The organism is Saccharothrix sp. NBAS 001, assembly GCF_056640475.1.
In genome coordinates, this window is record NZ_CM153251.1 from 9,120,190 (window position 1) to 9,141,296 (window position 21,107).

The following is a 21,107-nucleotide window of genomic DNA, read 5'->3' on the forward strand; positions in this document are numbered from 1 at the left end:
GAACCCGATGTCCGAGCAGAACCCCATCCGGCACTGGATCGACGGGAAGCCGCACGCCGGCACGAGCGGGCGGCACGGGCCGGTGTACGACCCCGCGCTGGGCGTGCGGACCGCGACCGTCGCGCTGGCCGGGCGTGCCGACGTGGACACCGCCGTCGCGGCGGCGCGGGACGCGTTCCCGGCGTGGAGCGCCACGTCCGCCGCCAAGCGGCAGCAGGTCGTGTTCCGGTTCCGGGAGCTGCTGGCCGCCCGCGCGCCGGACCTCGCGGCGGTGATCACCGCCGAGCACGGCAAGGTGCTCGCGGACGCGGCGGGCGAGATCGCGCGCGGCCTGGAGGTGGTCGAGCTGGCCACCGCGTTCCCGTTGCTGCTCAAGGGAGAGCACTCGGCGAACGTGTCCACCGGGGTCGACGTGCACACGATCGTCGAGCCGCTGGGCGTGGTCGCGGTGGTCAGCCCGTTCAACTTCCCGGCGATGGTGCCGCTGTGGTTCGTGCCGATCGCGGTGGCCGCCGGGAACGCGGTCGTGCTCAAGCCGAGCGAGAAGGACCCGTCCGCGGCGAACTGGCTGGCCGCCCTGTTCGCCGAGGCGGGGCTGCCCGCCGGCGTGCTCAACGTGCTGCACGGCGACAAGGAGGCGGTGGACGGGTTGCTGGAGCACCCGGACGTGCGCGCGGTGTCGTTCGTGGGGTCGACGCCGATCGCCCGCCACATCTACGAGACCGCCGCCCGGCACGGCAAGCGGGTGCAGGCGTTGGGCGGCGCGAAGAACCACATGCTGGTGCTGGCCGACGCGGACCTGGAGGTGGCCGCCGACGCGGCGGTCAACGCCGGGTTCGGCTCGGCGGGGGAGCGGTGCATGGCGATCTCCGTGGTCGTCGCGGTGGAGTCGGTCGCCGACGAGCTGGTCGAGGCGATCACCGCGCGGATCCGGACGCTGCGGGTCGGCGACGGCCGCCGGTCGTGCGACATGGGCCCGCTGATCACCGCCGAGCACCGGGACCGGGTGGCGCACTACATCGCGGGCGCGGCCGAGGAGGGCGCGGTGGTGGTCGTGGACGGGCGGGACGTGCCGGTGGACGGCGCGCCCGGCGGGTTCTGGCTCGGGCCGACCCTGCTGGACCGGGTGCCGACGACCGCGCGGGTGTACCGGGACGAGATCTTCGGGCCGGTGCTGTGCGTGGTGCGGGTGCCGGGGTTCGCCGAGGGGCTGGAGCTGGTCAACGCGGGCGAGTACGGCAACGGCACCGCGGTGTTCACCCGCGACGGCGGCGCGGCCCGGCGCTTCCAGCGGGCGGCGCAGGTCGGGATGATCGGCGTCAACGTGCCCATCCCGGTCCCGGTGGCCTACCACTCGTTCGGCGGGTTCAAGGCGTCCCTGTTCGGCGACGCGAAGGCGTACGGCGCGGCCGGCTTCCGGTTCTTCACCCGGGAGAAGGCGGTCACCAGCCGCTGGCCCGACCCCGGCCACGGCGGGCTCGACCTCGGCTTCCCCCGGAACTGACGTGGCCGGCGGCGTGGTGGTGCGGCGGATCCTGGTCGTGGCGGTGCTCGTGCTGGGCGGGTGCGCCGGCGGGCAGCGGGTGGTCGAGGAGCGCGTGGTGCGGCCGACGCCGCCGGCGGTGCTCGGCGGCGGCAGCGGGACGATCTCCGGGCCGGGGGTGACCGACACCCGGATCACCCTCGGCATGATCGCCACCCGGACCGGGCCGGACGCGGGCGCGTTCGAGCGTGCCGTGGACTCGATGGACGCGTTCGTCGGCCACCTCAACGCGCAGGGCGGCCTGCTCGGGCGCGAGGTGGTCGTGCTGCACGCCGACGACGGGTCCGACTGCGCCGGCTACGCCCGGTCGCTGTCGTCGTTGCGCACCAGGGTGTTCGCGGTGGTCGGCACCTGGTCCAACCACGACGGCTGCGGGCAGGAGGTGCTGGAGTCGGACCCGGAGTTCGTCTCGCTGCACGGGAACCTGCTCACCCCGACGCTCTACCGGCTGCCCAACGCGGTCTCCGCGATCACCCTGCCGCCCGGTCTGCCGACCGGCGGGTACGAGTGGGTCAGGCAGCGGCACCCGGACGCGGTGACCCGGGCCGCCGCGCTCTACTCCACCCACATCCCCACCAACGGCCTGGCCGTGCACGCGACGGCCGAGTCCGTCGGGTACCGGTTCGCCTACTCGCGCGGCATCGGGCCCGGCGAGACCGGGTTCGCCGAGGACGTCGGGAAGATGAAGGCCGCCGGGGTCCGGGTGCTCGACCTGTCCGGGACCGGCCCGGACGTGGTCGCGCAGGTGCAGCTGGAGTCCGCGCGGCAGGGCTTCCGGCCGGACGCGGTGATCGCGCCCACGGCGTACTCGCCGGGGTTCCTGGCCGAGGTCGGCGACGACGCCGGGAACCTGGTCGCGCCGCTGCCGTACGCGATGTTCCTGGGCGAGGACCGGCCCGACAACCCGGCCCTGGACACCTACCTGACCTGGCTGGAGCGCACCCGGCCCGGTGCCGTGCCCGACCTGTACGGGCTGGGCACCTGGTCGGCGGGCGTGCTGTTCGCGGAGGCGGTGCGGGCCGCCGGGCCGGAGGTGACCCGGGCCCGGCTGCTCACCGCGCTGACCAACCTCGGGCCCACCACGGCGAACGGGATGAACCCGCCGTCCGAGGCCGGCCGGCACGACCCGCCGACGTGCCTGGCCGTCGTCGGCGTGCGGGACCGCCGGTTCGTGCGGCTGGACCCGACCGGCGCCGGCTACCGGTGCCTCGGCACCTACCGGCACATCTAGTGCCGGCTCACGGTTTCCGCGCGCACCTCGGCGGGAACAGGTCGCGGACGCACCGCGAGGCGACGCGGGCGAGGTGCGCGCCGTCCGCCGGGGTCGGCGCGGCGCGATCAGGCCCTGAAACTCGGGCAGGCGCGGCTTCTCGGTGCGCTGAGGGCGGACCCGCCCGGACCCTTTCTGTCCACTGTGGACCTTCCCTCGGGCGGTCGGGGAGCGTGGCCGAACATCCATGGCAATCGCAGGCATCGATTCGCGGCGTCGCCGTCGACCAGGGGAGAGCAGTCGTGGGCACACTCCAGCAGGGCACCACCACCGGGCACCGGGACCGGTGGCGGGCGCTCGCCGTGCTCGCCGCCGCGCAACTGCTGGCGGCGATCGACGTGACCATCATGGTCATCGCGCTGCCGTCGGCGCAGCGCGACGTCGGGCTGGCCGACGGTGACAAGCACTGGGTGCTGGTCGCGTACTCGTTGACGCTGGGCGCGCTGCTGCTCACCGGCGGCCGGTTCGGCGACCGGATCGGGCAGCGCCGGGCGCTGGTGATCGGCGTGCTCGGGTTCACCGCGGCGTCGGCGGTCGGCGGGCTCGCACCCGACGCCGCCACCCTGATCGGCAGTCGGGTCGGCCAGGGGGTGTTCGCCGCGATGCTCGTGCCGGCGGCGTTGTCGCTGGTCAGCGTGACCTTCACGGACCGCGCGGAGCGGGCGCGGGCGTTCGCGGCGTTCAGCGCGACGCTCATGTCCGGCGCTGCGGTCGGGCAGGTGCTGGGTGGTGCGCTGACCACGTGGGCGGACTGGCGGTGGTGCATGTACGTCAACGTGCCGATCGGGGCGGCGGTGGTGTTCGCGGCGTTGAAGTACGTGCCCGCGACCCGGCCGTCCCGCGAGGCGCGGCTGGACGTGCCCGGTGTGCTGCTGGCCTCCGGCGGGCTGGGCGCGATCGTCTACGCGCTCGGCGAGGTCGACCGCAACGGGTGGTTCTCCCGATTGACGCTCGGGCTGCTCGGCCTGGGGTTCGTGCTGCTGGCGGCGTTCCTGCACTGGCAGACCAGGGCGCGACAGCCGTTGCTGCCCCCGGCGGTCCCGGCCCACCGGTCGCGGGCCGGGGCGAACCTGGCGGTGGCGTCCGCGCAGTTCGCGATGTTCGGCATGTTCCTGTTCCTGACCTACCAGTTGCAGGTGGTCAGCGGGTTCTCGGCGTTGTGGGCGGGGCTGGCGTTCCTGCCGTTCGTGGCGGTGAGCATCCTCGCGACCCGGCTGGCGTTGCGGCTGCTGCCGGTGGTCCGCCCGCGCCTGCTCATCCCGATCGGCCTGCTGCTGATCGCCGGCGGGTTCGCGATCCTGATCGCGTTGACCCCGACCAGTTCCTACCCGGGGCTGGTGCTGCCCGCGCTGCTGGTCTCCGGGCTGGGCAGCGGTTTGCTGATGGCCCCGAGCATGAGCGCGGCGACGAGCGTGGCGGACAGCTCGCACGCGGGGCCCGCGTCCGCGCTGGTGCGCACCAGCCAGCAGATCGGCGCGGCGCTCGGGCCCGCCGTGCTGGGCGGGGTGGCGGCGGCCCACACCGACGTGCCGGCGGACGCGGCGGCGATCGTGCGGGGCTACGCGGTGGCCAGTGCGTGGGCGACGGCGATCCTGGTGGTCGCGGCCGTGGTGATCGCGGTGTTGTTGCCGCGCAAGGCTTAGATGCACCCCGGCGGGCGGGCTGCGCAGTTCCGCTCCGAGACAGCCCGCCGTCGTGTCCCCGACCTCACCGGTCGGCACAGCCGGCGGCTCCGTGGTGCCGGACGGAAGTGGTGGGGGTGACCGGTCCGGCGTCGGTCGACTAGCGGTTGCGGGTGCGGGCGGGGCCGAACTCGCGGTCGGCCTGCGCGTCGATGGCGTCCTCCAGGTCCGCGCTGTGCAGCAGGGCGAGGGCGTCGACCGAATCGCCGAGCACCTCGGTGAACCGGCGCACCAGCAGGCCCTCGACCTTGCGCAGCATCTCCGAGCCGTGGTCGGTGATGGAGAACAGGACGCCGCGCCCGTCGTCGGCGGTGCCGCTGCGCCGGATGAAGCCGGACTTGACCATGCCGTTGGTCAGCGCCGAGATCGCGGGCCGGGTGACGGCGGCGTACTGGGCGAGTTCGTAGGCGCGCTGGTGGCCCAGGGCGGCGCTGCTCAGCGCGCGGTACTGGGCCAGCGTCAGGCCGCCGTCCTCGCACACCTGCTGGGCGATCCGGGCCAGTCGGATGACCGTGCGGATCGCGTCGAGCAGCCTGGTGTCCGGATCGGTGTCCACGTTCGTCTCCTCGCTGTGGTCGGCCGCGTTGCGGTCGACAACAGGCCAGAGGACGAGCCTAGTACTCCAGCCGTAGTTCGGATCGGTAGCCGACGGCGCGATCTTGGTGTGTCGGCCCAGGACGTAGGGCGGCCACACGGTCGGGGTGCGGCGGCAGTACACCCGCACTGCGGGGCGGATCGAGAACAACCAGGTCGCGGTTTACCTGACCTGCGCCACGGCTCGCGGCCACGCATTCATCGACCGGGTTCTCTCCCCGCCCACGTGCTGGACGGCTGACCCGGCCCGGATGCGGGCAGCCGGTGGGCCACCGGTGATGAGGTCTGCGGCAACTGCCCCCGCTGCGGACGGACCTGGTCAACGTCGGGTCGGCTACGTCCTGGCGGTCGCGGAGGACCACCGGATCACCACAGGGATCGGGATCCGCAAGGCCGTCGAACTGGCCGTCCTGCTACCCGGCGCGGCCGGCAGCGCCGCTCGGCCGGTGCCGGAGCCAAGGGCCGACGTCTCTACGACCGGGCCTTGATCCAAACCATCGATCCTGCCGCCGACCCTGACAACACCGGGCAGCACTGGCTGCTGATCCGTCGCGATCACGGCAGCGGCGAACTGGCGTTCTACCGCGCGTACGCCGCGACCGGCGTGCCTGTGGCGGATCGAGGAGTCGTTCCAGTCCTGCAAGGAACTGGCCGGACTGGACGAGCGCCGGGTCCGCAGCCGGGGTTCTTGGTACCGCTGGACCGTCCTGGCGTGCTCGCCCGCGCCTTGTCGGTCATGACCGCCGGCCAGGGCAGCGGTCGACACCGTCGAGGAACTGATCCCGTTGCCCGCAAAGAAATCCGGCGGCTGTTCATCGCAGCAACAACTAGCGTCACCTCAGTAGACCGATCGGAGATCTTCGACATCGCGCACCTGCGCCATCCCATCGCGGCTCCGGTCGCGCGCGACCGGTTGCGCGAGTTGGTCGGGTGGTTGAGTCCGGCCGTTGGCGCCCGCGTGGTCGACCTCGGCTGCGGTGAGGGCGAGTGGCTGCAGCAGGTGCTGCTGGACCATCCCGCGACGACAGGCGTCGGGATCGACCACATGCTGCCTGCCTCGGCCGCCCGGCGCACCGGCGAGCGCGGGCTGACGGACCGGGTGCGATGGGTCGAGACCGACGCCGCCACCTGGAGCGACGGGCCCTTCGACGTGGTGCTCTGCGTCGGCGCCCGGCACGCCTTCGGCGGGTTGGAGGACATGCTGGTCGCCGTCCGGCGGCACCTGCGCCCCGGTGGTCAGGCGCTGATCGGGGAGATGATCTGGGAAGGGACCCCGTCGGCGGCGGCGGTGGCCGCGCTCGGGCTCCCGGCCGACTCCGTCCCCGACCTCGCCGGCCTGGTGCGGGCATTCCACCGGCACGGCCTCGAACCGTCCTTCGGGCACGTCAGCACGCTGACCGAGTGGGACGACTACGAGTTCGGTTGGACCGGCTCGCTCGTCGACTGGGCCGTGCGGTCGGCCCCGACCGTCGAGGACCGCGACCAGGCGCTCACCGCCGCCCGCGAGCACCGTGACACCTGGCTCGGCGGCTTGCGGCGGGAACTCGGGTTCGCCACCTTCGTCCTGCACGACGTCGCGCCAGGGCCGGTCTGAGCGGCCGTCGGTTGATGATCACGAACTGCGGCTGGAGTTGCTGGCGCCCGGCAGGCCCGTGCCGCACGGCCGGGTGATCCCGTTGTCGCGGGCGGGGGCGGTTGCGTGATCATGGCGGTGAGGGGGTGCCGTGGACGACGAGTGCAAGCACCTGTTGCCACCGGGGCAGTGCGCGTTGTGCCGGGAGCCTCCGCCCGGTGTGTTGAAGCAGGGGTGGCGGACCGAGGGCGGCCGGGCCTACCACAACGACCCGTCGTGCGACTGGCTGCGCAAGGGGCACCAGCGGTCGCGGCGGCAGGGGAAGGACACCCACGACGCGGTGCGCGTCCGGTGGAACGACGTCGATCCGGGGACGTTGCAGCCGTGCGACCACTGCTGCACGCCCGAGTGGTTGCGGCGGCACGACGCGCAGGCCCCGCTGGACCCCGGCAAGGCGTGCCGGGTGCGGGCCGACGGGCAGTGGTGGCCCGGCACGCTGGTGTGGGAGCGCACCCGGCGCGGGGACGGCCGGTGGTGGGCCCGCGTGTCCTACCGGCGTGACGCGCGGGTGCTGCGCGGGGTGTTCAGCCAGGACGACGTGCGGCCCGCCGAGTAGGCCGCCCGGCCGGGGCTCACGGGTGGACCAGGCCCGCGTCGTGCGCCAGGACGGCCGCCTGCACCCGGTTGGCGAGGTCCAGGCGGGTCAGGATGGTGCTCACGTGGCCCTTGACCGTGCCCTCCACCAGGTCGAGCCGGCCGGCGATCTGGGCGTTGCTCAGGCCGGCGCCCAGCAGGGCCAGCACGTCCCGCTCGCGCGGGGTCAGCACGTCGGCGCGGGCCCGCGCCTCGGCCGCGCGGGACAGCGGCCGGGTGCCGAGCGCGGCCAGCACCCGCGCGGCCACCTCGGGCGCGAGGTATGCGCCGCCGCCCGCCACGGCGTGCACCCCGGCCAGGAGTTCCCTCGGGTCGCCCGACTTGAGCAGGAAGCCGCGCGCCCCGCCGTCCAGCGCGCGTGCCACGTAGGCGTCGTCGCCGAACGTGGTCAGCACGGCGACCGCCACCGCCGGGGCGGCCCGGGTGATCTCGGCGGCGGCGGCCAGGCCGTCCAGCCGGGGCATCCGGATGTCCAGCAGCGCCACGTCGGGCCGGTGCGCGATCGCCAGGCTCACCGCGTCCCGGCCGTTGTCGGCCTCCGCCACGACGGCGACGTCCGGGTCGGTGTCGAGGATCGCCTTCACGCCCGCGCGGATCATCGCCTCGTCGTCGGCCAGCAGCACCCGGATCATCGGCCCACCTGGTGGTCGTGTTCGGTCAGGGGCAGGGTGGCGAGAAGTTCGAACGTGCCGCCGGTCCGGTCGAACCGGATCGTGCCGCCGGCCAGCCGGACCCGTTCGCGCAGCGCGGTCAGGCCCGAACGGGCACCGGGGGCGCGGCGCGCACCGGACGCCACGGGGTTGGCGACCGCGACGACCGCGGTGTTGCCGGACGCCGTCACGGTGATCCGCACCGGCGCGCCGGGGGCGTGCTTGGCGGCGTTGGTCAGCGCTTCCCGCACGACCCGGTGCGCGGTTCGGGCGGTCGCCGGGGGCAGCGGCCGGGGCCCGGTCCAGGACAGGGTCACCGGCAGGCCGGCGTCGGCCGCCCGTTCGGCGAGGTCCGCGAGGTCGGCGGTCGGCGGGTCCAGCGGCGGCGGGTCGTCGTTGCGCAGCAGGGCGACGATGCCGGCCAGGCTCCCGATCGCGGTGCCGGCGGCGGTGCGCAGGTCGGCGGCGGCGGCCCGGTGGTGCTCGGGCAGGTCCCGGGCGAGTTCGAGGGCTCCGGCGCGCAGGGCCAGCAGGCTCAGCTCGTGCCCCAGGGTGTCGTGCATGTCGTGCGCGATCCGGGCCCGTTCGCGCAGGTGGACGCGCTCGGTGCGGGCGGCGGCCAGGTCCGCGTGCTGGCGGGCCGAACGGCCGACCAGCCACGGCAGCACGACCGCCACCACCAGCAGCACGGGCGCGGCGGTCCACACGTCGGCGGCCAGGAACGCGAGCGCGACGGTCGGCACCGCCGACCCGGCCAGGACCAGTGCCGCGGGCTTCGCGCGCGGCATCCGCCGGCCGAGCAGGAACGCGGCCACGGCCGCCACCGCGTCCACCGCGACCACCCACGGCGGTACCTGGTCGACCACGGCCGGCGCGCCGGCCTGGACGACCACCGCGCACAGCGCCAAGGCCGCGAGCGCCCCCGAGTCCTTCATGGACACCGACGCTACCCGCCGATCGGCAGCGGCCCGGCGGCCCGGCCGGCTCGCGGGCGGTCGCGCAGCAGCCGGGCGGTGCGGGTGGCCAGGACGGCGAGGTTCAGCACGCTCGACACCAGCAGCCAGATCACCAGGGCGGGCGAGTAGTGCGCGGTCTGGAACAGGGTGATGTCCCGGCCGCCGCCGACCACCAGGCCCAGCAGGGTCGGCAGCAGGAGCAGCACCGCCGCCGGGACGACGCGGGCGGCCGACCGGACCACCACCTGCCAGGGGGCGCGCCGGCGTTGCGGACGGCGCAGGGCGAGCACGCCGAGCACCAGGCTGAGCAGGGTGAGCACGCCCAGCACCGACTCGGTCAGCAGCCGGGTGGACGGCGGTTCGGCGGGGGTGCCGCCGGCGGCGAGGGCGGCCAGGCCGCCCTCCAGCCCGGACGTGCCCTCGTTGCCCAGGGCGAACCCGGTGTTCGCGATCACCGCGACGCCGTAGCCGGTGGGCATCAGGAGCTGACCCGCGCAGTAGGTGAACCAGATCCCGTTGTGCCGGACCTTCCCGTCGGACACCGCCCAGCCCAGGCCGTAGGACGGGCTGCCGCCCGACGGCGTGTGCATCGCGGTGATGCCGGCGGCGGAGACCAGCTGCGCGCCGGTCGCCGCCCGGCCGCCGTTCGACTGCACGACCAGCCACTTGGCCAGGTCCTCGGCGGTGGTGAGCACGCCGTCCGAGCCCGCGACGAACCGGGTGGGCTCGGCGGTCGGCACGTCCGCGCCGTACGCGTGCAGGTGCCCCTCGGCCACGTCGGCGGGCAGGTCGTCGGGCGTGGTGGTGATCGACGTGGTGTCGAGCATCCCGGCGGGTTCGAACACCTGCCGGCGCAGGTGCTCCGCGAACGGCTCGCCGGCCACCCGCTCGACCACCAGCGCGGCCAGGTGGTAGTTGGTGTTCGTGTAGCGGTGGGCGGTGCCGGGGTCGGCGGCCAGGGACGTCGGGCCGATCCGGGTGACCACGTCGGACAGCGAGGTCGGCTGCGGCAGGCTCTTCTCCGGCAGGGTCCGGTCGCTGATGCCGGAGGTGTGGTCGAGCAGGTGGCGGACGGTGATCGCCGCGCCGCGTCCGTCGGCCAGGTGGAACTCCGGCACGTAGCGGACCACCGGGGCGTCCAGGTCGAGCCTGCCGCGCTCGGCGAGCTGGACGGCGGCCAGCGCGGTGACGGACTTGCTCAGCGAGGCGATCGGCATCCGGGTCTTCGCGGTCACGGGCGCCCCGGTGGACGTGCGGCCGTGGCCGGACACGTGGACCACCCGGTCGCCCTTGGTGATCGCGAAGGCGACGCCGGGGTAGGAGGCGGCTTCGGCGTACTCGGCGACGTAGCGGTCGAACGCCGTCGCGTCGGGTCGGTCGTCGGGTCGGCCGGCGCTCGCCGCGCCCGGTGCCGCGGCCATCAGGAGCGCTGCGGCCAGCGCTGTCGTCTTGCCCGTCACGGGTGGTCCCCCTCGGTTCGTTCCGGCGGGGACGACGCTACGAACGGCGAACGCGCGCCACCCGACCCGGAAGACAGGACCCGCACCCGACTTTCGTCAGGGGGAACCGCGCGGGTGGACCCGACGTTCGTCAGGCGTGGACGCGGTGGAGGCGGTGCTGACGTGGAGCGTTCCCGGCGGGGTGCTGTCGGTGGTCGCGGTGGGGGTCTACGAGGTGGTCCGGCAGCGCCGCCGCCGGCGGACCGGCCGGACGCTGTCCGCCACCTACCTCGACGAGGTCACCGCGATGTTCTACGGGACCAAGCGGGTCCAGCTGGACCACCAGGAGTCGGTGTCCCTGATGCGCGAGGAGGACCCGCAGGCCGCGCCGCCGCGCGCCGGGGTCGACCTCGACCGGGGGATCGTCGTGCTGCGCCCCGGCGATCCAGACCGCTGACGTCCGCGCCGGCTCCGGGCGGGGGTGTGAACGTCGGTGCCGCGAGGCCCGAATCGTGCGGGTCGCGTCGGTGGGCGTTGGGCCGCACGGTGCTCCGGCAGCGGCCGAAAGGGCGGGTGGTCGTTGCTCTCGCGAGTGGGTGCAACGTTCTGGCCCGGGTTGACGATGTGAGACGCGAGTGGTGGTCGTCCCGAGTGGGCCGCCCGGCGGGGAGGCGTTGATGGCGCGGGCGGACGGCGTGCGGGCCGGGGCGGCTTCGGAGGTCGGCCGGGTCCGGTCGTCCAACGAGGACAGCCTGTTCGTCGGGTCCGCGCTGTTCGCGGTCGCCGACGGGATGGGCGGGCACGCGGCGGGCGAGGTGGCCAGCGCGATGGCGGTCGAGCACCTGCGGGTGCTCGACGGGCGCGCCGACCTGCGGCCCGACGACATCCGCGAGGCGCTGGCCGAGGCCAACCGGGCCATCCGCGCCGCCGGGCGGGCGCACCCCGAGCAGGCCGGCATGGGCGCCACGGCCACCGGGCTGGGGCTCGTCCGGTTCGCCGGCTCGCCGCACTGGGTGGTGTTCAACATCGGGGATTCGCGGGTCTACCGGTACGCGGGCGGCGTGCTGACGCTGCTGACCGTGGACCACTCCGAGGCCGCCGAGATGGTGGCCGCCGGGGCGTTGAGCGAGCAGGAGGCGAAGTACTCCCGGTTCCGCAACGTGATCACCCGCGCGTTGGGCGTGCACACCACGACCGAACTCGACCAGTGGGTGTTCCCGCCGGTCGCGGGCGAGCGGTTCGTGCTGTGCTCGGACGGGCTGACCGGCGAGCTGGAGGACGACGAGATCGCCTCGGTGCTGCGCGAGGTGGCCGATCCGGACCTCGCCGCCGGGGAGCTGGTGCGCCGGGCGGTCGACGCGGGCGGGCGGGACAACGTCACCGTGGTCGTGGTGGACTACGGGCCCGGTGACGGCGACCCCGGCGACACGCTGCCTCGGACCGCGCCGTGACCGTCTACACGCCGGGCGCGTCGGTCGCCGTCGTCGCGGACGGGACGTGGCTGCTCATCGGGGCCGCGCCGGGGTCGGACGTGGTGCGGCGGTGCTGGGAACTCGTGCGCGGCGGAGCCGGGCTGGACGACGTGCTCAGCGTGATCGTGCACGAGGGGTTCCGGGCGGTCGGGAGCTTCGCGCTGGTCCGCTACACCGAGGGCGAGCGGCGGGTGGTGCTGCGCGGCGACTCGGTGGTCGGGCTGGTCGGGCTGGACGGGGTGCTGCTCGAACTGCGCGCGGACGGCGTGGCGACCTGGGTGGACACCGGCCTGCCGGAGTCGGCGGTGGAACTGCGGCTGACCGCGGCGGCCGGCGGCAGCGCGGAGCTGCCGCTGGAACGCGGGGTGGTGCTCGCGTCCCGGCTGGTGGCCCGGCTGGTGGAGGCCCCGGAGGTGGGCCGGGTGACCGAGGTGATGCCCGCGCCGGGTGCGTCCTCGCTGACCGAGGTGCTGCCCCTGCCGGGAGCGGCACCGCTGCTGCCGCAGGGTTTCACGCCCTCGGCGGCCGGGTTCACGCCGGTGCCGGACGTGCCGGCGGCCGGTCCGGGCGACGGCGGTCCGGCCGGGCTCCGGGCGGCCGAACCCGCGCCGACGCCGCCGCCGGACGTCCCCCAGCTCATCACCCCGCAACCCGTCCAGCAGCCCGTCGCCCCGCAGCCGGCCGCCCCGCCGCAGTCGAGCGGGCCGCACCCGGTGCTCCGGCAGCCGGATGCGTCGCCGTCGACGTCGCCGCCCGTCGCGCCGCCGGCTGCCGACGCGTCCTCGGTGAGCGGTGCGCGGACCGTCGTCGTGCAGCCGTCGGACATCCCGCCGGCCGCCGCGCCCGGGAGCGCGGCGAACGGACCGCCTCACGACGGCGGGGTGCCGCCGCCGCAGGCCGTGGACGGGCCGCCGATCGGGGACAAGCGCGTGCCGCAGGCGGTGCAGCGCGACGCCGACGGCGTGATCCAGACCCTCGGGTGGGCCGGCCCGCCGCCGCGCGTGGACGAGACCATGTTGCGGCGCAACAACTCCCCGGACGACACCCGGCACGTGTTCACCGCCGGCGCGCCCAAGGTGCGGGCCGTCGCGTGCCCCGCGCGGCACCTCAACCCCGAGCACGCCATCGCGTGCCGGGTGTGCGGCCAGGCGTTCCCGCCGCAGGACGCCTTCGTCGTGCCGCGCCCGCCGCTGGGCGTCCTGCGGCTGTCCACCGGCGAGCTGATCACGTTGGACCGCAACGTGATCCTCGGCCGCGACCCGCAGGTCACCGACCGCAGCCCCACCGCGCCGCACGCCATCCGGCTGGCCAACCAGGGCAACGACATCTCCCGCAACCACGTCGAGGTCCGGCTGGACGGCTGGGACGTCCTGGTGGTCGACCTCGGCTCGAAGAACGGCACCACGATGATCGCGCCCGGCTGGTCGCCGCAGGAACTCGCCGGGCTGATCCCGGCCATCCTCACGCCCGGGTCGCGGGTGATGCTCGGCGAAGGCGCGTTCTTCACCTACGAGGTGATCGGGTGACCTCACCGGAGATCCCCGGTTTCACCTACCGGCGGGAGATCGGGCGCGGCGGGTTCGCCACCGTGCACGTCTACTACCAGCACAGCACCGACCGCGAGGTCGCGGTGAAGGTGCTCAACGACGCGGGCCTGCCCGAGCGGGTGCGGGAGATGTTCCTGGCCGAGGCCAAGGCGATGGCCAAGGTCGGCAGCCACGACAACATCGTCACGGTCTACTCCGCCGACCAGTCCGCCGACGGCCGGCTGTTCCTGGTGATGGAGTACTACTCCGGTTACGACCTCAAGCGGGTCGCCGACCACCAGCCGCTGTCCGTGCAGCGGGTGCTGGACGTCGGGGTGAAGATCTCCAGCGCCGTGGAGACCGCGCACCGGGCCGGGATCCTGCACCGGGACATCAAGCCCGCCAACATCCTGGTGAACTCCTACAACAAACCGGCGCTGACCGATTTCGGCATCGCCGAGAAGCAGGCCGCGCCGACCACCGACGGGGACGTGATGCTGTCCGTCCCGTGGTCCGCGCCCGAGGTGGTGCGGCCGACCGGGGTGGAACCGGGGGTGCCCGCCGAGGTCTACTCGCTGGCCGCGACGCTGTGGCACCTGCTGACCGGGCGCGCGCCGTTCGCCGTGCCGGGCGGTGACAACTCGCGGGAGGCCCAGGAACTGCGGATCCTGCGCGGCGGTCCGCCGCCGACCGGCAAGGCACCCCGGTCGCTGGAGGCGTTGCTGGCGCGGGCGATGGCCGCCGATCCGGCCGTCCGGCCGCGCAACGCGGTGGAGTTCGCGCACGGACTCCAAGCCGTGCAACGGGAACTGGGCTTCGCGATGACGGAGCTGGCGCTGGAGTCCGAGCCGGTCCGGCTGCGCGAGGCGTCGCGCCCGGAGCCGTCCGACCTGACCGCGACGCGGGTGCGCGGGTCGGTGCCGATCTTCGAGGTGGTGCCCTACCGGCCGGTCGTCCACAGCGGACAGCGCTCCGGCGACACGGTGTACCGGCCGCGCCAGGCGGATCCGCCGCGCTTCCGGCCGCCGGTCACCGACACCGCCCCGGCCCCGGCGGGACCGCAGGAGCCCCGCCGGCCGTCGTGGCCGGTGTTCGCCGCGATCGGCGGGGTGGTGGTCGTCGCGGTCGCGCTCGGCGTGCTGTTCGGCGGCGGGAACGGCGGCACCGCAACGACCACGCCGCCGTTGACCACCGGCCTGGACGTCGACGCGGGCGGCGACAACGCCCCGCCCGGCAAGCCCGCCGTCACCGCCGTGCGGACCGACCCGGCGACGTTGCGGTTCTCGTGGACGTACTCCGCGAGCCAGGACAGCGACACGTTCGTCTGGCGCACCCCGGACGGCAAGCTCACCGGAACCGCGAAGGATCCCACTGTGGACGTCGCGGCCACCGGTCCGCTGTGCCTGGAGGTCAAGGTCGTGCGCGCCGACGGGAAGAACGCCGTCGCCGACTGGTCGCCTCAGGGCTGCGGCCAGTAGCCGCGGGCGAAGTCGTGATCGGTAGGGCGCGACCGGTGAAACGCTGTTCCAAATAGTTACCCGCGGGGTGCAACGAACTCCCCTAGGGTTTCGATACGCCGGATTGGCAGCCTGATCCGCTTGCGCACTGGGGGAACCCTTGTCTTTCCTGCGCCGCCACCGCACCGCCATCGCCTCGGGTGCGGTGCTCAGCGTCGCCGCCGCGCTGCTGGTCGCCTACGCGTTCTCGTCGCAGGGCCACCCGGTGCGCCAGGTGGAACTCAATGACGGTGGAATCTGGGTGACCAGTGACCGGGACGGGCTTTTCGGCCGGTTGAACAAACCGGTCGGCTCTTTGGACGCGGCGTTTTATCCGCCGGGCGGAGCACAGCAGTCCTACCAGTTGGACATCGCGCAGGACGGCGCGGCCGTGGTGGCCCGGGACCGGTCCGGCGGCAAGCTCTACCCGGTGGACACCGCGCGCGCGGTCACGCTGGGGGAGCAGGGCGTGACGGTGCCGGGTTCGGCGCAGGTCGAGCTGGCGGGCGGCACGCTGGCCGTGCTGGACCCGGACGAGGGCCGCGCGTGGGCCGTGCGGGTCGACCCGAAGGCCGGCGTCTCCGCACTCGCCGAAGTGGACGCCGCCGGCGCGCCCGTCGCCGACCTGGACGGCAAGGCCGCGATGGTGGTCGGTGTCGACGGCGCGGTGCACGTCGTGGCCGAGTCCGGCAAGACCGCCGTGATCCGCCCGGACGGCGCGGGGTTCGCCGCCGCCGAGCACGGCGACCTCGGCCGCTCGGTGGACGATCCGAAGGCGACCGCCGTCGGCGACCGGCTCGTCGTCCTGGACGCCGGCTCCGGCACGCTGCTGCTGCCCGACGGCGCGACCGCGTCGGTCGGCCAGGACGCCGTGCCGCAGCAGCCCGGCCCGCAGGCCGACGTGGTCGTGGTGGCCACCAAGACCGCGCTCAAGTCGGTGAAGCTGGACGGTGGCGGGGTCACCGAGCTGTACCGCGCGGAGGGTGCGCCGGCCGCCCCGGTCCGGCTCAACGGCTGCGTGCACGCGGCGTGGGCGGGCGCGAAGGGCGGCTACGCGCGGTCGTGCGGCGGCGGGTCGGTCGCGCCGGGCAACCTGAAGAACGAGGCCGCGCTGGTGAAGCCGGTGTTCCGGCTCAACCGGGGTGCGGTGGTGCTCAACGACCTGGACACCGGCGCGGTGTGGGACCTGACGTCGCAGAAGAAGGTCGACGACTGGTCGGCGGTCAAGCCGCCGCCGGAGCAGCAGGACGACGACAAGGACCAGGACAAGAACAACAGCGACACCGCGCGGGACAAGCCGCCCAAAGCCGTGGACGACGTGCTGGGCGCGCGTCCCGGCCGGACCACCGTGCTGCACGTGCTGGACAACGACTCCGACCCCTCCGGCGACATCCTGGCCGTCTCCGAGGTCACCGCACCGGACAACGCCGCCGCGAAGCTGGCCATCGCGCCCGACGGCCAGACCGTCGAGGTGACCCTGCCCGAGGACAGCGCCGACGTGCACTTCCGGTACACCGTGGACGACGGGCGCGGGCTCAACGCGACCGCCGCGGTGACCGTGCAGGCCCGCACGCCGGCGCAGAACGCGGTTCCCGCGCCGCGCAAGGGCGCGCGGCCCAAGGACTGGACGGTCGCCTCGGGCGGCCGGCTCACGCTGCCGGTGCTGGCCGACTGGCGCGACGACGACGGCGACCCGATCGTGCTGGTGGAGGCGAGTTCGCCGGCCGGGGTCGCGACCACCACGCCCGCCGGGTTCGTGGAGTACGCCGCGCCGGTCGCGGGCGGGTCGCAGCCGGTCGACTTCAAGGTCACCGACGGGGTGGGCGAGACGACCCAGGGCTCCGAGCGGGTCACCGTGCAGGCCGCGGCGGACGCCACCACGGTCGCGCCGACCGCGCAGCCGGACGTGGCGCGCGGCCAGGTGGGCCGGCCGGTGGAGGTCCAGCCGCTGGACAACGACCTGCCCGGCTCGGACCCGACCGACCCGACCGCCGCGCTGCGGCTGGCCTCGGAGGTGGCCACGCCCGAGGGCGTCACGGTCGTCACCGACCTGAAGGCCGGCACGGTCGTGGTCACCGGCACCAAGCCCGGCACGGTCGTGCTGGAGTACACCGCCGCGTTCGGCAACGCGCCGTTCGCCAAGGCGGGCATCCGGGTGGACCTGTCGGCCGCGCCGGACTCGCCGATCCCGCCGGTCGCGATGCCCGACACCGCCGTGCTGCGCGGTCAGCAGCCGGTGCTGGTGGACGTGCTGGCCAACGACTTCAGCCCGTCCGGGGCGCTGCTCGCGGTGCAGCGGGCGACCTCGACGGGCGCCCAGCTCGAAGTGGCCGTGGTGAAGGGCCGCTGGCTGCGGATCAACGCGCTGGACCCGGTGCTGGAGCCCAACCCGCAGCTGATCCGCTACACCGTCACCGACGGCGTGACCGGACCGGTCGGCGGCGAGGTCACGGTCACCCAGCTCGCGCCGCCCGCCGACGACACCCCGGTGCCCAAGGACGACCAGGCCACCGTGCGCGCGGGTGACGCCATCGCGATCCCCGTGCTGGACAACGACATCGCGCCGGACGGCGGCACGCTCACCCTCCAGGCCAACGTGCGCGACGCACCCGAGCGCGGCCGGCTCGACACCACCACCCGGGACGGCCGCACCGACGTCGGCACGGCCTACGTGTCGGGCCGGCTGGTCCGCTTCGTCGCACCGTCCACAGTGGACGTCCAGACGTCGGTGACGGTGGAGTACGTGGCCCAGAACGCCTCCGGCGACCAGGCCGTGGGCCGCGCGCACGTGACGATCAACCCCGCGCCGACGCCGAGCACGCCGAACCAGCCGCCCGCGCCGCGCCCGGTCGAGGTGCGCGCGGTGGCCGGCGACACGGTGGTGATCCCGGTGGCGACCAGCGGCGTCGACCCGGACGGCGACTCGGTCGCGGTGAGCGGCATCGGCTCGGCCGCGTCCCTGGGCCGGGTGCTCGGCCTGGGCGCGACTTCGCTGACCTACCAGGCGTTCCCGACCGCGTCGGGCACCGAGCAGTTCACCTACCTGGTCACCGACTCGTTCGGCAAGCGCGGCGAGGCCACGATCCGGGTGGCCGTGGTGCCGCCGGGCGACCCGCAGCCGCCGGTCGCGGTGGACGACGTGGTGACCGCCGCGCCGGGCACCGAACTCGTGGTCGACGTGCTGGCCAACGACTTCCGCGACGACACCGCCGAACTCGAACCGCTCGCCGCGCGCAACCCCGGCGTTCAGGTCACCGGCGAGGACGGCCTGGTCAAGCTGACCGCGCCGAAGGCCGACGGCAAGCCGACCGTGGTCGCCTACGGCATCAGCAACGGCATCGGCCGGATGTCGGTGGCCACGCTGACCGTGCGCGGCCAGGAGGACTACAACGCCCCGCCCACGGCCGGCGACCTGTTCCCGCGCCCCTCCGCCGACGCCCGGACCGCCGAGGTCGAGCCGCTCAAGGAAGCGGGCGACCAGGACAGCGCGGAGCTGAAGATCACCAGGGTGTTCGCGGACGACGCCAAGGTGTCCGGCGACAAGGTCACCGTGCCGGTCGGCGAATACCCGCGCACCGTCGCCTACGAGGTGGCCGACGACGGCGGCGCGACCGCCGTGGGCTTCATCCACGTGCCCGCGCCGGGCTTCGGCGGCCCGTACGCCAAGCCGGACCAGGTGATCGACGTCCCGGTGGACGGCACGGTCACCGTCGCCATCGCCGACCACCTCGTGGTGCCCTCGGGCCGCAAGCCCCGGCTGACCCTCACCGACAAGGTGTGGGCCGCCCCGGCGGGCCTGACCGCCGTGCCGCAGGGCGACCGGGAACTGGTGCTCACCGCCAAGAACGGCTACACCGGCCCGGCGTCGATCACCTTCCAGGTCACCGACGGCGAGACGCTCACCGACGGGCTGACCGCCGTGGTCACCATCCCGGTGCAGGTCGGCCCGGACACGCCGATGCTGCGCTGCCCGGACGGCGCGCTGACCCTGATCGAGGGCGGCCTGCCGGTGAAGGTGGACGTCACCACCGTCTGCCACGTCTGGGTCGCGGACCGCTCCAAGAGCGGGGACCTGCGCTACTCGGCGTCCTGGAAGGACCGGCCGGACGGCGTCTCGGTGGACGGCTCGGGCAGCCGGGTGCTGGCCATCACCGCCGCCGCCGGCGCGACGCCCGGCTCGTCGGGCGCGCTGGAGGTCTCGGTCGACGGCTTCGGCACGGCCAAGGCGCTGCTCGCGGTGCGGGTGGCCGCCGCGCCGCCGCCGTCGGTCTCGCCGGTCACCGTGGACGGCGTGAAGGCGGGCGACACGGCGACGGTGAACCTGCTGCCGTACGTGCGATCCCAGTTGCGGGACCAGAAGGTCTCCGTGGTGGCGATCAACCAGGTGTCCGGCGGCGCGGCGTCGGCGAACCCGGACGGCTCGTCGGTGCGGATCGTGCCGGGCGCGGACACCAACGGCACGCTGGTGTTCAACGTCGTGGTCACCGACGTGCCGGACGCGACCCGCGACGACCGCAAGGTCACCGGCCGGATCACGCTCAACGTGCTGGGCGTGCCCGACGCGCCCGGCACCCCCGCGCCCGGCCGCGCGGTGCAGAGCCGGGTCGTCGAGCTGTCGTGGTCGACCCCGGCGAGCAACGGCACGCCGATCGACTCCTACGAGGTCGACTACGGCAGCGGCAAGCAGACCTGCGCCGCGTCGCCGTGCTCGATCACGAACCTGGCCAACGGCAACGCCTACACGTTCACCGTCCGCGCCCACAACCTGGTCGGCTGGAGCAAGCCCAGCGGCCGGTCCGACTCGGCGCAGCCCAACACCGTGCCCGGCGCGGTCACCGGCCTGTCCGCGTCGGACCCGCGGGACGGGTCGCTGCGGCTGAGCTGGACGGCCGCGCAGAACGACGGCTCGCCCGTGCTGCGGCACGAGATCTCGTGGGCGGGCGGCGGCCGGACCACCGCCACCGGCAACGGCGCGACGGTGACCGGCCTGGACAACGAGACCAAGTACGCGTTCACGGTGATCGCGGTCAACTCGCAGGGCCCCGGCCCGGCGGCGACCGTCGAGGGCCAGTCGTCGGGCCCGCCCGCCCGGCCCGGCGCGCCGACGTTCAGCGCCGCCGACTCGACCGGCGGCGGCAGCAAGGCGGTGACGGTGTCGTGGGGCGCGGTGAGCGCGAACGGCCCCGGCCCCACCACGTACACGGTGCAGCGCAGCGGCAAGGGCGACAAGACGGTGTGCTCGAACGTCCAGGCCACCAGCTGCACCGACGACGGCCTGGCCAACGACGGCACGGTCTACAGCTACGCGGTGACCGCGAAGAACGGCACCGGGCAGTCGTCCGGTCAGGGGCCCGCCGCCGAGCTGGAGGCCACCTCCACGCCCGACCCGATCCGCAACTTCACCGCCGAGCCGACCGGCGAGGACGGCCAGGCCGAGATCACCTTCGACGCGCCGCCCTCGCACGGCCGCACGAACACCGTGAGCTGCAAGTGGAGCGGCGGCTCCTGCGGCACCTGGACCTACGGCCCGGAGGGTCGCGAGAACGTCAAGTACACGATCGGCGCCCTGCCCAACGGCCAGGTCGTGCCGATCACCTTGCAGACCTGCAACGGCAGCGGCGGTGGCGCGCACGCGGGCAACCCGTGCAACAACCCGGCCACCGCCGAGGTGACCCCGTACGGCCCGATCAAGGACCTGGAGATCACCACCTGCCAGTGCGCCGACCGGGTCGAGTTCACGGTGAGCGTCAACCCGAACGGCAAGCCCGCCACGGTGCACATCCAGACCAGCAAGCAGACCCGGACGTTCACCACCGGCCTGTCCGCGTGGAGCTGGTCCGGCGTCGACAACGTCGGCTACAACGCCTCGGACACCATCCAGGTCACCGTGGACGACGGCGAGCGCCCGCAGGTCACCCGGTCCAAGACGCAGACCACCGGCCCGCCGCCGCCGAGCCCGGTGGTGACCGTGTCCAAGGGCGCGGCCTGCGGCCCGAGCGGCTGCGACGGGTACGGCACCTGCACGACCAGCGCGTGCAGGTTCATCACCGTGCAGACCAAGGACTTCTCCGGTCCGGTCACCTGCACGTTCAACAGCGACCACGGCAACGGCGGCTTCGTCAACGAGGGCTTCGCGCCGAACGAGACCAGGCAGACCCGCAACTACTACGGCTACACCGGCGAGAGCGTCTACGTCACCTGCGGCGGCGTTCAAGGCGTGTTGGTCTGGTAGTGGCGCACGATTCGAGAAAA

Annotated in this window: 15 protein-coding genes; 11 read left to right on the plus strand and 4 right to left on the minus strand. The window is 74.3% G+C overall.

Features of this window, described 5'->3' with window-relative positions; translation table 11 throughout:
* Nucleotides 1-7: 7 nt before the first annotated feature.
* The 3 genes from AC0HI0_RS40870 (at nucleotide 8) to AC0HI0_RS40880 (ending at nucleotide 4,456) form a co-directional block, all read left to right on the plus strand.
* Nucleotides 8-1,504 carry a CoA-acylating methylmalonate-semialdehyde dehydrogenase gene (locus AC0HI0_RS40870; protein ID WP_480928812.1) on the plus strand — a complete coding sequence of 499 codons (1,497 nt, stop codon included), beginning with the start codon at nucleotides 8-10 and terminating at the stop codon, nucleotides 1,502-1,504.
* 1 nt (nucleotide 1,505) lies between these two features.
* On the plus strand, nucleotides 1,506-2,774 hold the full coding sequence (locus tag AC0HI0_RS40875) for an ABC transporter substrate-binding protein (protein WP_480928813.1): 1,269 nt from the start codon (nucleotides 1,506-1,508) through the stop codon (nucleotides 2,772-2,774).
* Between the two features lie 281 nt (nucleotides 2,775-3,055).
* Nucleotides 3,056-4,456: an MFS transporter gene (locus AC0HI0_RS40880; protein ID WP_480928814.1), complete on the plus strand. Its 1,401-nt coding sequence runs from the start codon at nucleotides 3,056-3,058 to the stop codon at nucleotides 4,454-4,456.
* A gap of 139 nt (nucleotides 4,457-4,595) precedes the next feature.
* Here the strand turns inward: AC0HI0_RS40880 and AC0HI0_RS40885 are convergent, their stop codons facing one another.
* Complete coding sequence (locus AC0HI0_RS40885) at nucleotides 4,596-5,240, minus strand: MarR family winged helix-turn-helix transcriptional regulator (protein WP_480928815.1); 645 nt, start codon at nucleotides 5,238-5,240, stop codon at nucleotides 4,596-4,598.
* Here AC0HI0_RS40885 and AC0HI0_RS40890 point away from each other — a divergent pair.
* From AC0HI0_RS40890 to AC0HI0_RS40900, 3 genes are all read left to right on the plus strand, one after another.
* Complete coding sequence (locus tag AC0HI0_RS40890) at nucleotides 5,197-5,577, plus strand: transposase (RefSeq protein WP_480928816.1); 381 nt, start codon at nucleotides 5,197-5,199, stop codon at nucleotides 5,575-5,577. The genes AC0HI0_RS40885 and AC0HI0_RS40890 overlap by 44 nt on opposite strands.
* Entirely contained in the window at nucleotides 5,574-6,683 is a 1,110-nt protein-coding gene (locus AC0HI0_RS40895) for a class I SAM-dependent methyltransferase (RefSeq protein ID WP_480928817.1), read from the plus strand. Before AC0HI0_RS40890 ends, AC0HI0_RS40895 begins: the two co-directional genes overlap by 4 nt.
* Nucleotides 6,684-6,813: 130 nt before the next feature.
* Nucleotides 6,814-7,278: a hypothetical protein gene (locus tag AC0HI0_RS40900; RefSeq protein WP_480928818.1), complete on the plus strand. Its 465-nt coding sequence runs from the start codon at nucleotides 6,814-6,816 to the stop codon at nucleotides 7,276-7,278.
* A 16-nt stretch (nucleotides 7,279-7,294) separates the two neighbouring features.
* Here the strand turns inward: AC0HI0_RS40900 and AC0HI0_RS40905 are convergent, their stop codons facing one another.
* Genes AC0HI0_RS40905 through AC0HI0_RS40915 form a run of 3 tightly spaced genes read right to left on the minus strand, consistent with a single transcriptional unit; the run spans nucleotide 7,295 to nucleotide 10,382 of the window.
* Nucleotides 7,295-7,948 carry a response regulator gene (locus AC0HI0_RS40905; protein ID WP_480928819.1) on the minus strand — a complete coding sequence of 218 codons (654 nt, stop codon included), beginning with the start codon at nucleotides 7,946-7,948 and terminating at the stop codon, nucleotides 7,295-7,297.
* The gene (locus tag AC0HI0_RS40910) at nucleotides 7,945-8,901 is read right to left on the minus strand and encodes a sensor histidine kinase (protein ID WP_480928820.1); all 957 of its coding nucleotides are present in this window, start codon (nucleotides 8,899-8,901) and stop codon (nucleotides 7,945-7,947) included. Before AC0HI0_RS40910 ends, AC0HI0_RS40905 begins: the two co-directional genes overlap by 4 nt.
* Before the next feature lie 11 nt (nucleotides 8,902-8,912).
* Nucleotides 8,913-10,382: a serine hydrolase domain-containing protein gene (locus AC0HI0_RS40915; RefSeq protein WP_480928821.1), complete on the minus strand. Its 1,470-nt coding sequence runs from the start codon at nucleotides 10,380-10,382 to the stop codon at nucleotides 8,913-8,915.
* A gap of 136 nt (nucleotides 10,383-10,518) precedes the next feature.
* Between AC0HI0_RS40915 and AC0HI0_RS40920 the strand changes: the two genes are divergently transcribed.
* The 5 genes from AC0HI0_RS40920 to AC0HI0_RS40940 all read left to right on the plus strand — a co-directional run bounded on the left by AC0HI0_RS40920 (nucleotide 10,519) and on the right by AC0HI0_RS40940 (nucleotide 21,087).
* Nucleotides 10,519-10,818, plus strand: a complete 300-nt coding sequence (locus AC0HI0_RS40920) for a DUF6191 domain-containing protein (protein WP_480928822.1) — start codon at nucleotides 10,519-10,521, stop codon at nucleotides 10,816-10,818.
* A 220-nt stretch (nucleotides 10,819-11,038) separates the two neighbouring features.
* Complete coding sequence (locus tag AC0HI0_RS40925; RefSeq protein WP_480928823.1) at nucleotides 11,039-11,812, plus strand: PP2C family protein-serine/threonine phosphatase; 774 nt, start codon at nucleotides 11,039-11,041, stop codon at nucleotides 11,810-11,812.
* Nucleotides 11,809-13,359, plus strand: a complete 1,551-nt coding sequence (locus AC0HI0_RS40930; RefSeq protein ID WP_480928824.1) for an FHA domain-containing protein — start codon at nucleotides 11,809-11,811, stop codon at nucleotides 13,357-13,359. The genes AC0HI0_RS40925 and AC0HI0_RS40930 overlap by 4 nt, the downstream gene beginning before the upstream one ends.
* On the plus strand, nucleotides 13,356-14,837 hold the full coding sequence (locus AC0HI0_RS40935; protein ID WP_480928825.1) for a serine/threonine-protein kinase: 1,482 nt from the start codon (nucleotides 13,356-13,358) through the stop codon (nucleotides 14,835-14,837). The genes AC0HI0_RS40930 and AC0HI0_RS40935 overlap by 4 nt, the downstream gene beginning before the upstream one ends.
* A gap of 139 nt (nucleotides 14,838-14,976) precedes the next feature.
* A complete protein-coding gene (locus AC0HI0_RS40940; protein WP_480928826.1) occupies nucleotides 14,977-21,087 on the plus strand; it encodes an Ig-like domain-containing protein in 6,111 nt (2,036 codons plus the stop codon).
* Nucleotides 21,088-21,107: the final 20 nt, after the last annotated feature.

Bases quoted from the DNA above. Each gene is read 5' to 3' on its own strand.
- AC0HI0_RS40870 (WP_480928812.1), top strand. From the start codon at position 8: ATGTCCGAGCAGAACCCCATCCGGCACTGGATCGACGGGAAGCCGCAC.
- AC0HI0_RS40905 (WP_480928819.1), bottom strand. From the start codon at position 7,948: ATGATCCGGGTGCTGCTGGCCGACGACGAGGCGATGATCCGCGCGGGC.
- AC0HI0_RS40910 (WP_480928820.1), bottom strand. From the start codon at position 8,901: ATGAAGGACTCGGGGGCGCTCGCGGCCTTGGCGCTGTGCGCGGTGGTC.
- AC0HI0_RS40925 (WP_480928823.1), top strand. From the start codon at position 11,039: ATGGCGCGGGCGGACGGCGTGCGGGCCGGGGCGGCTTCGGAGGTCGGC.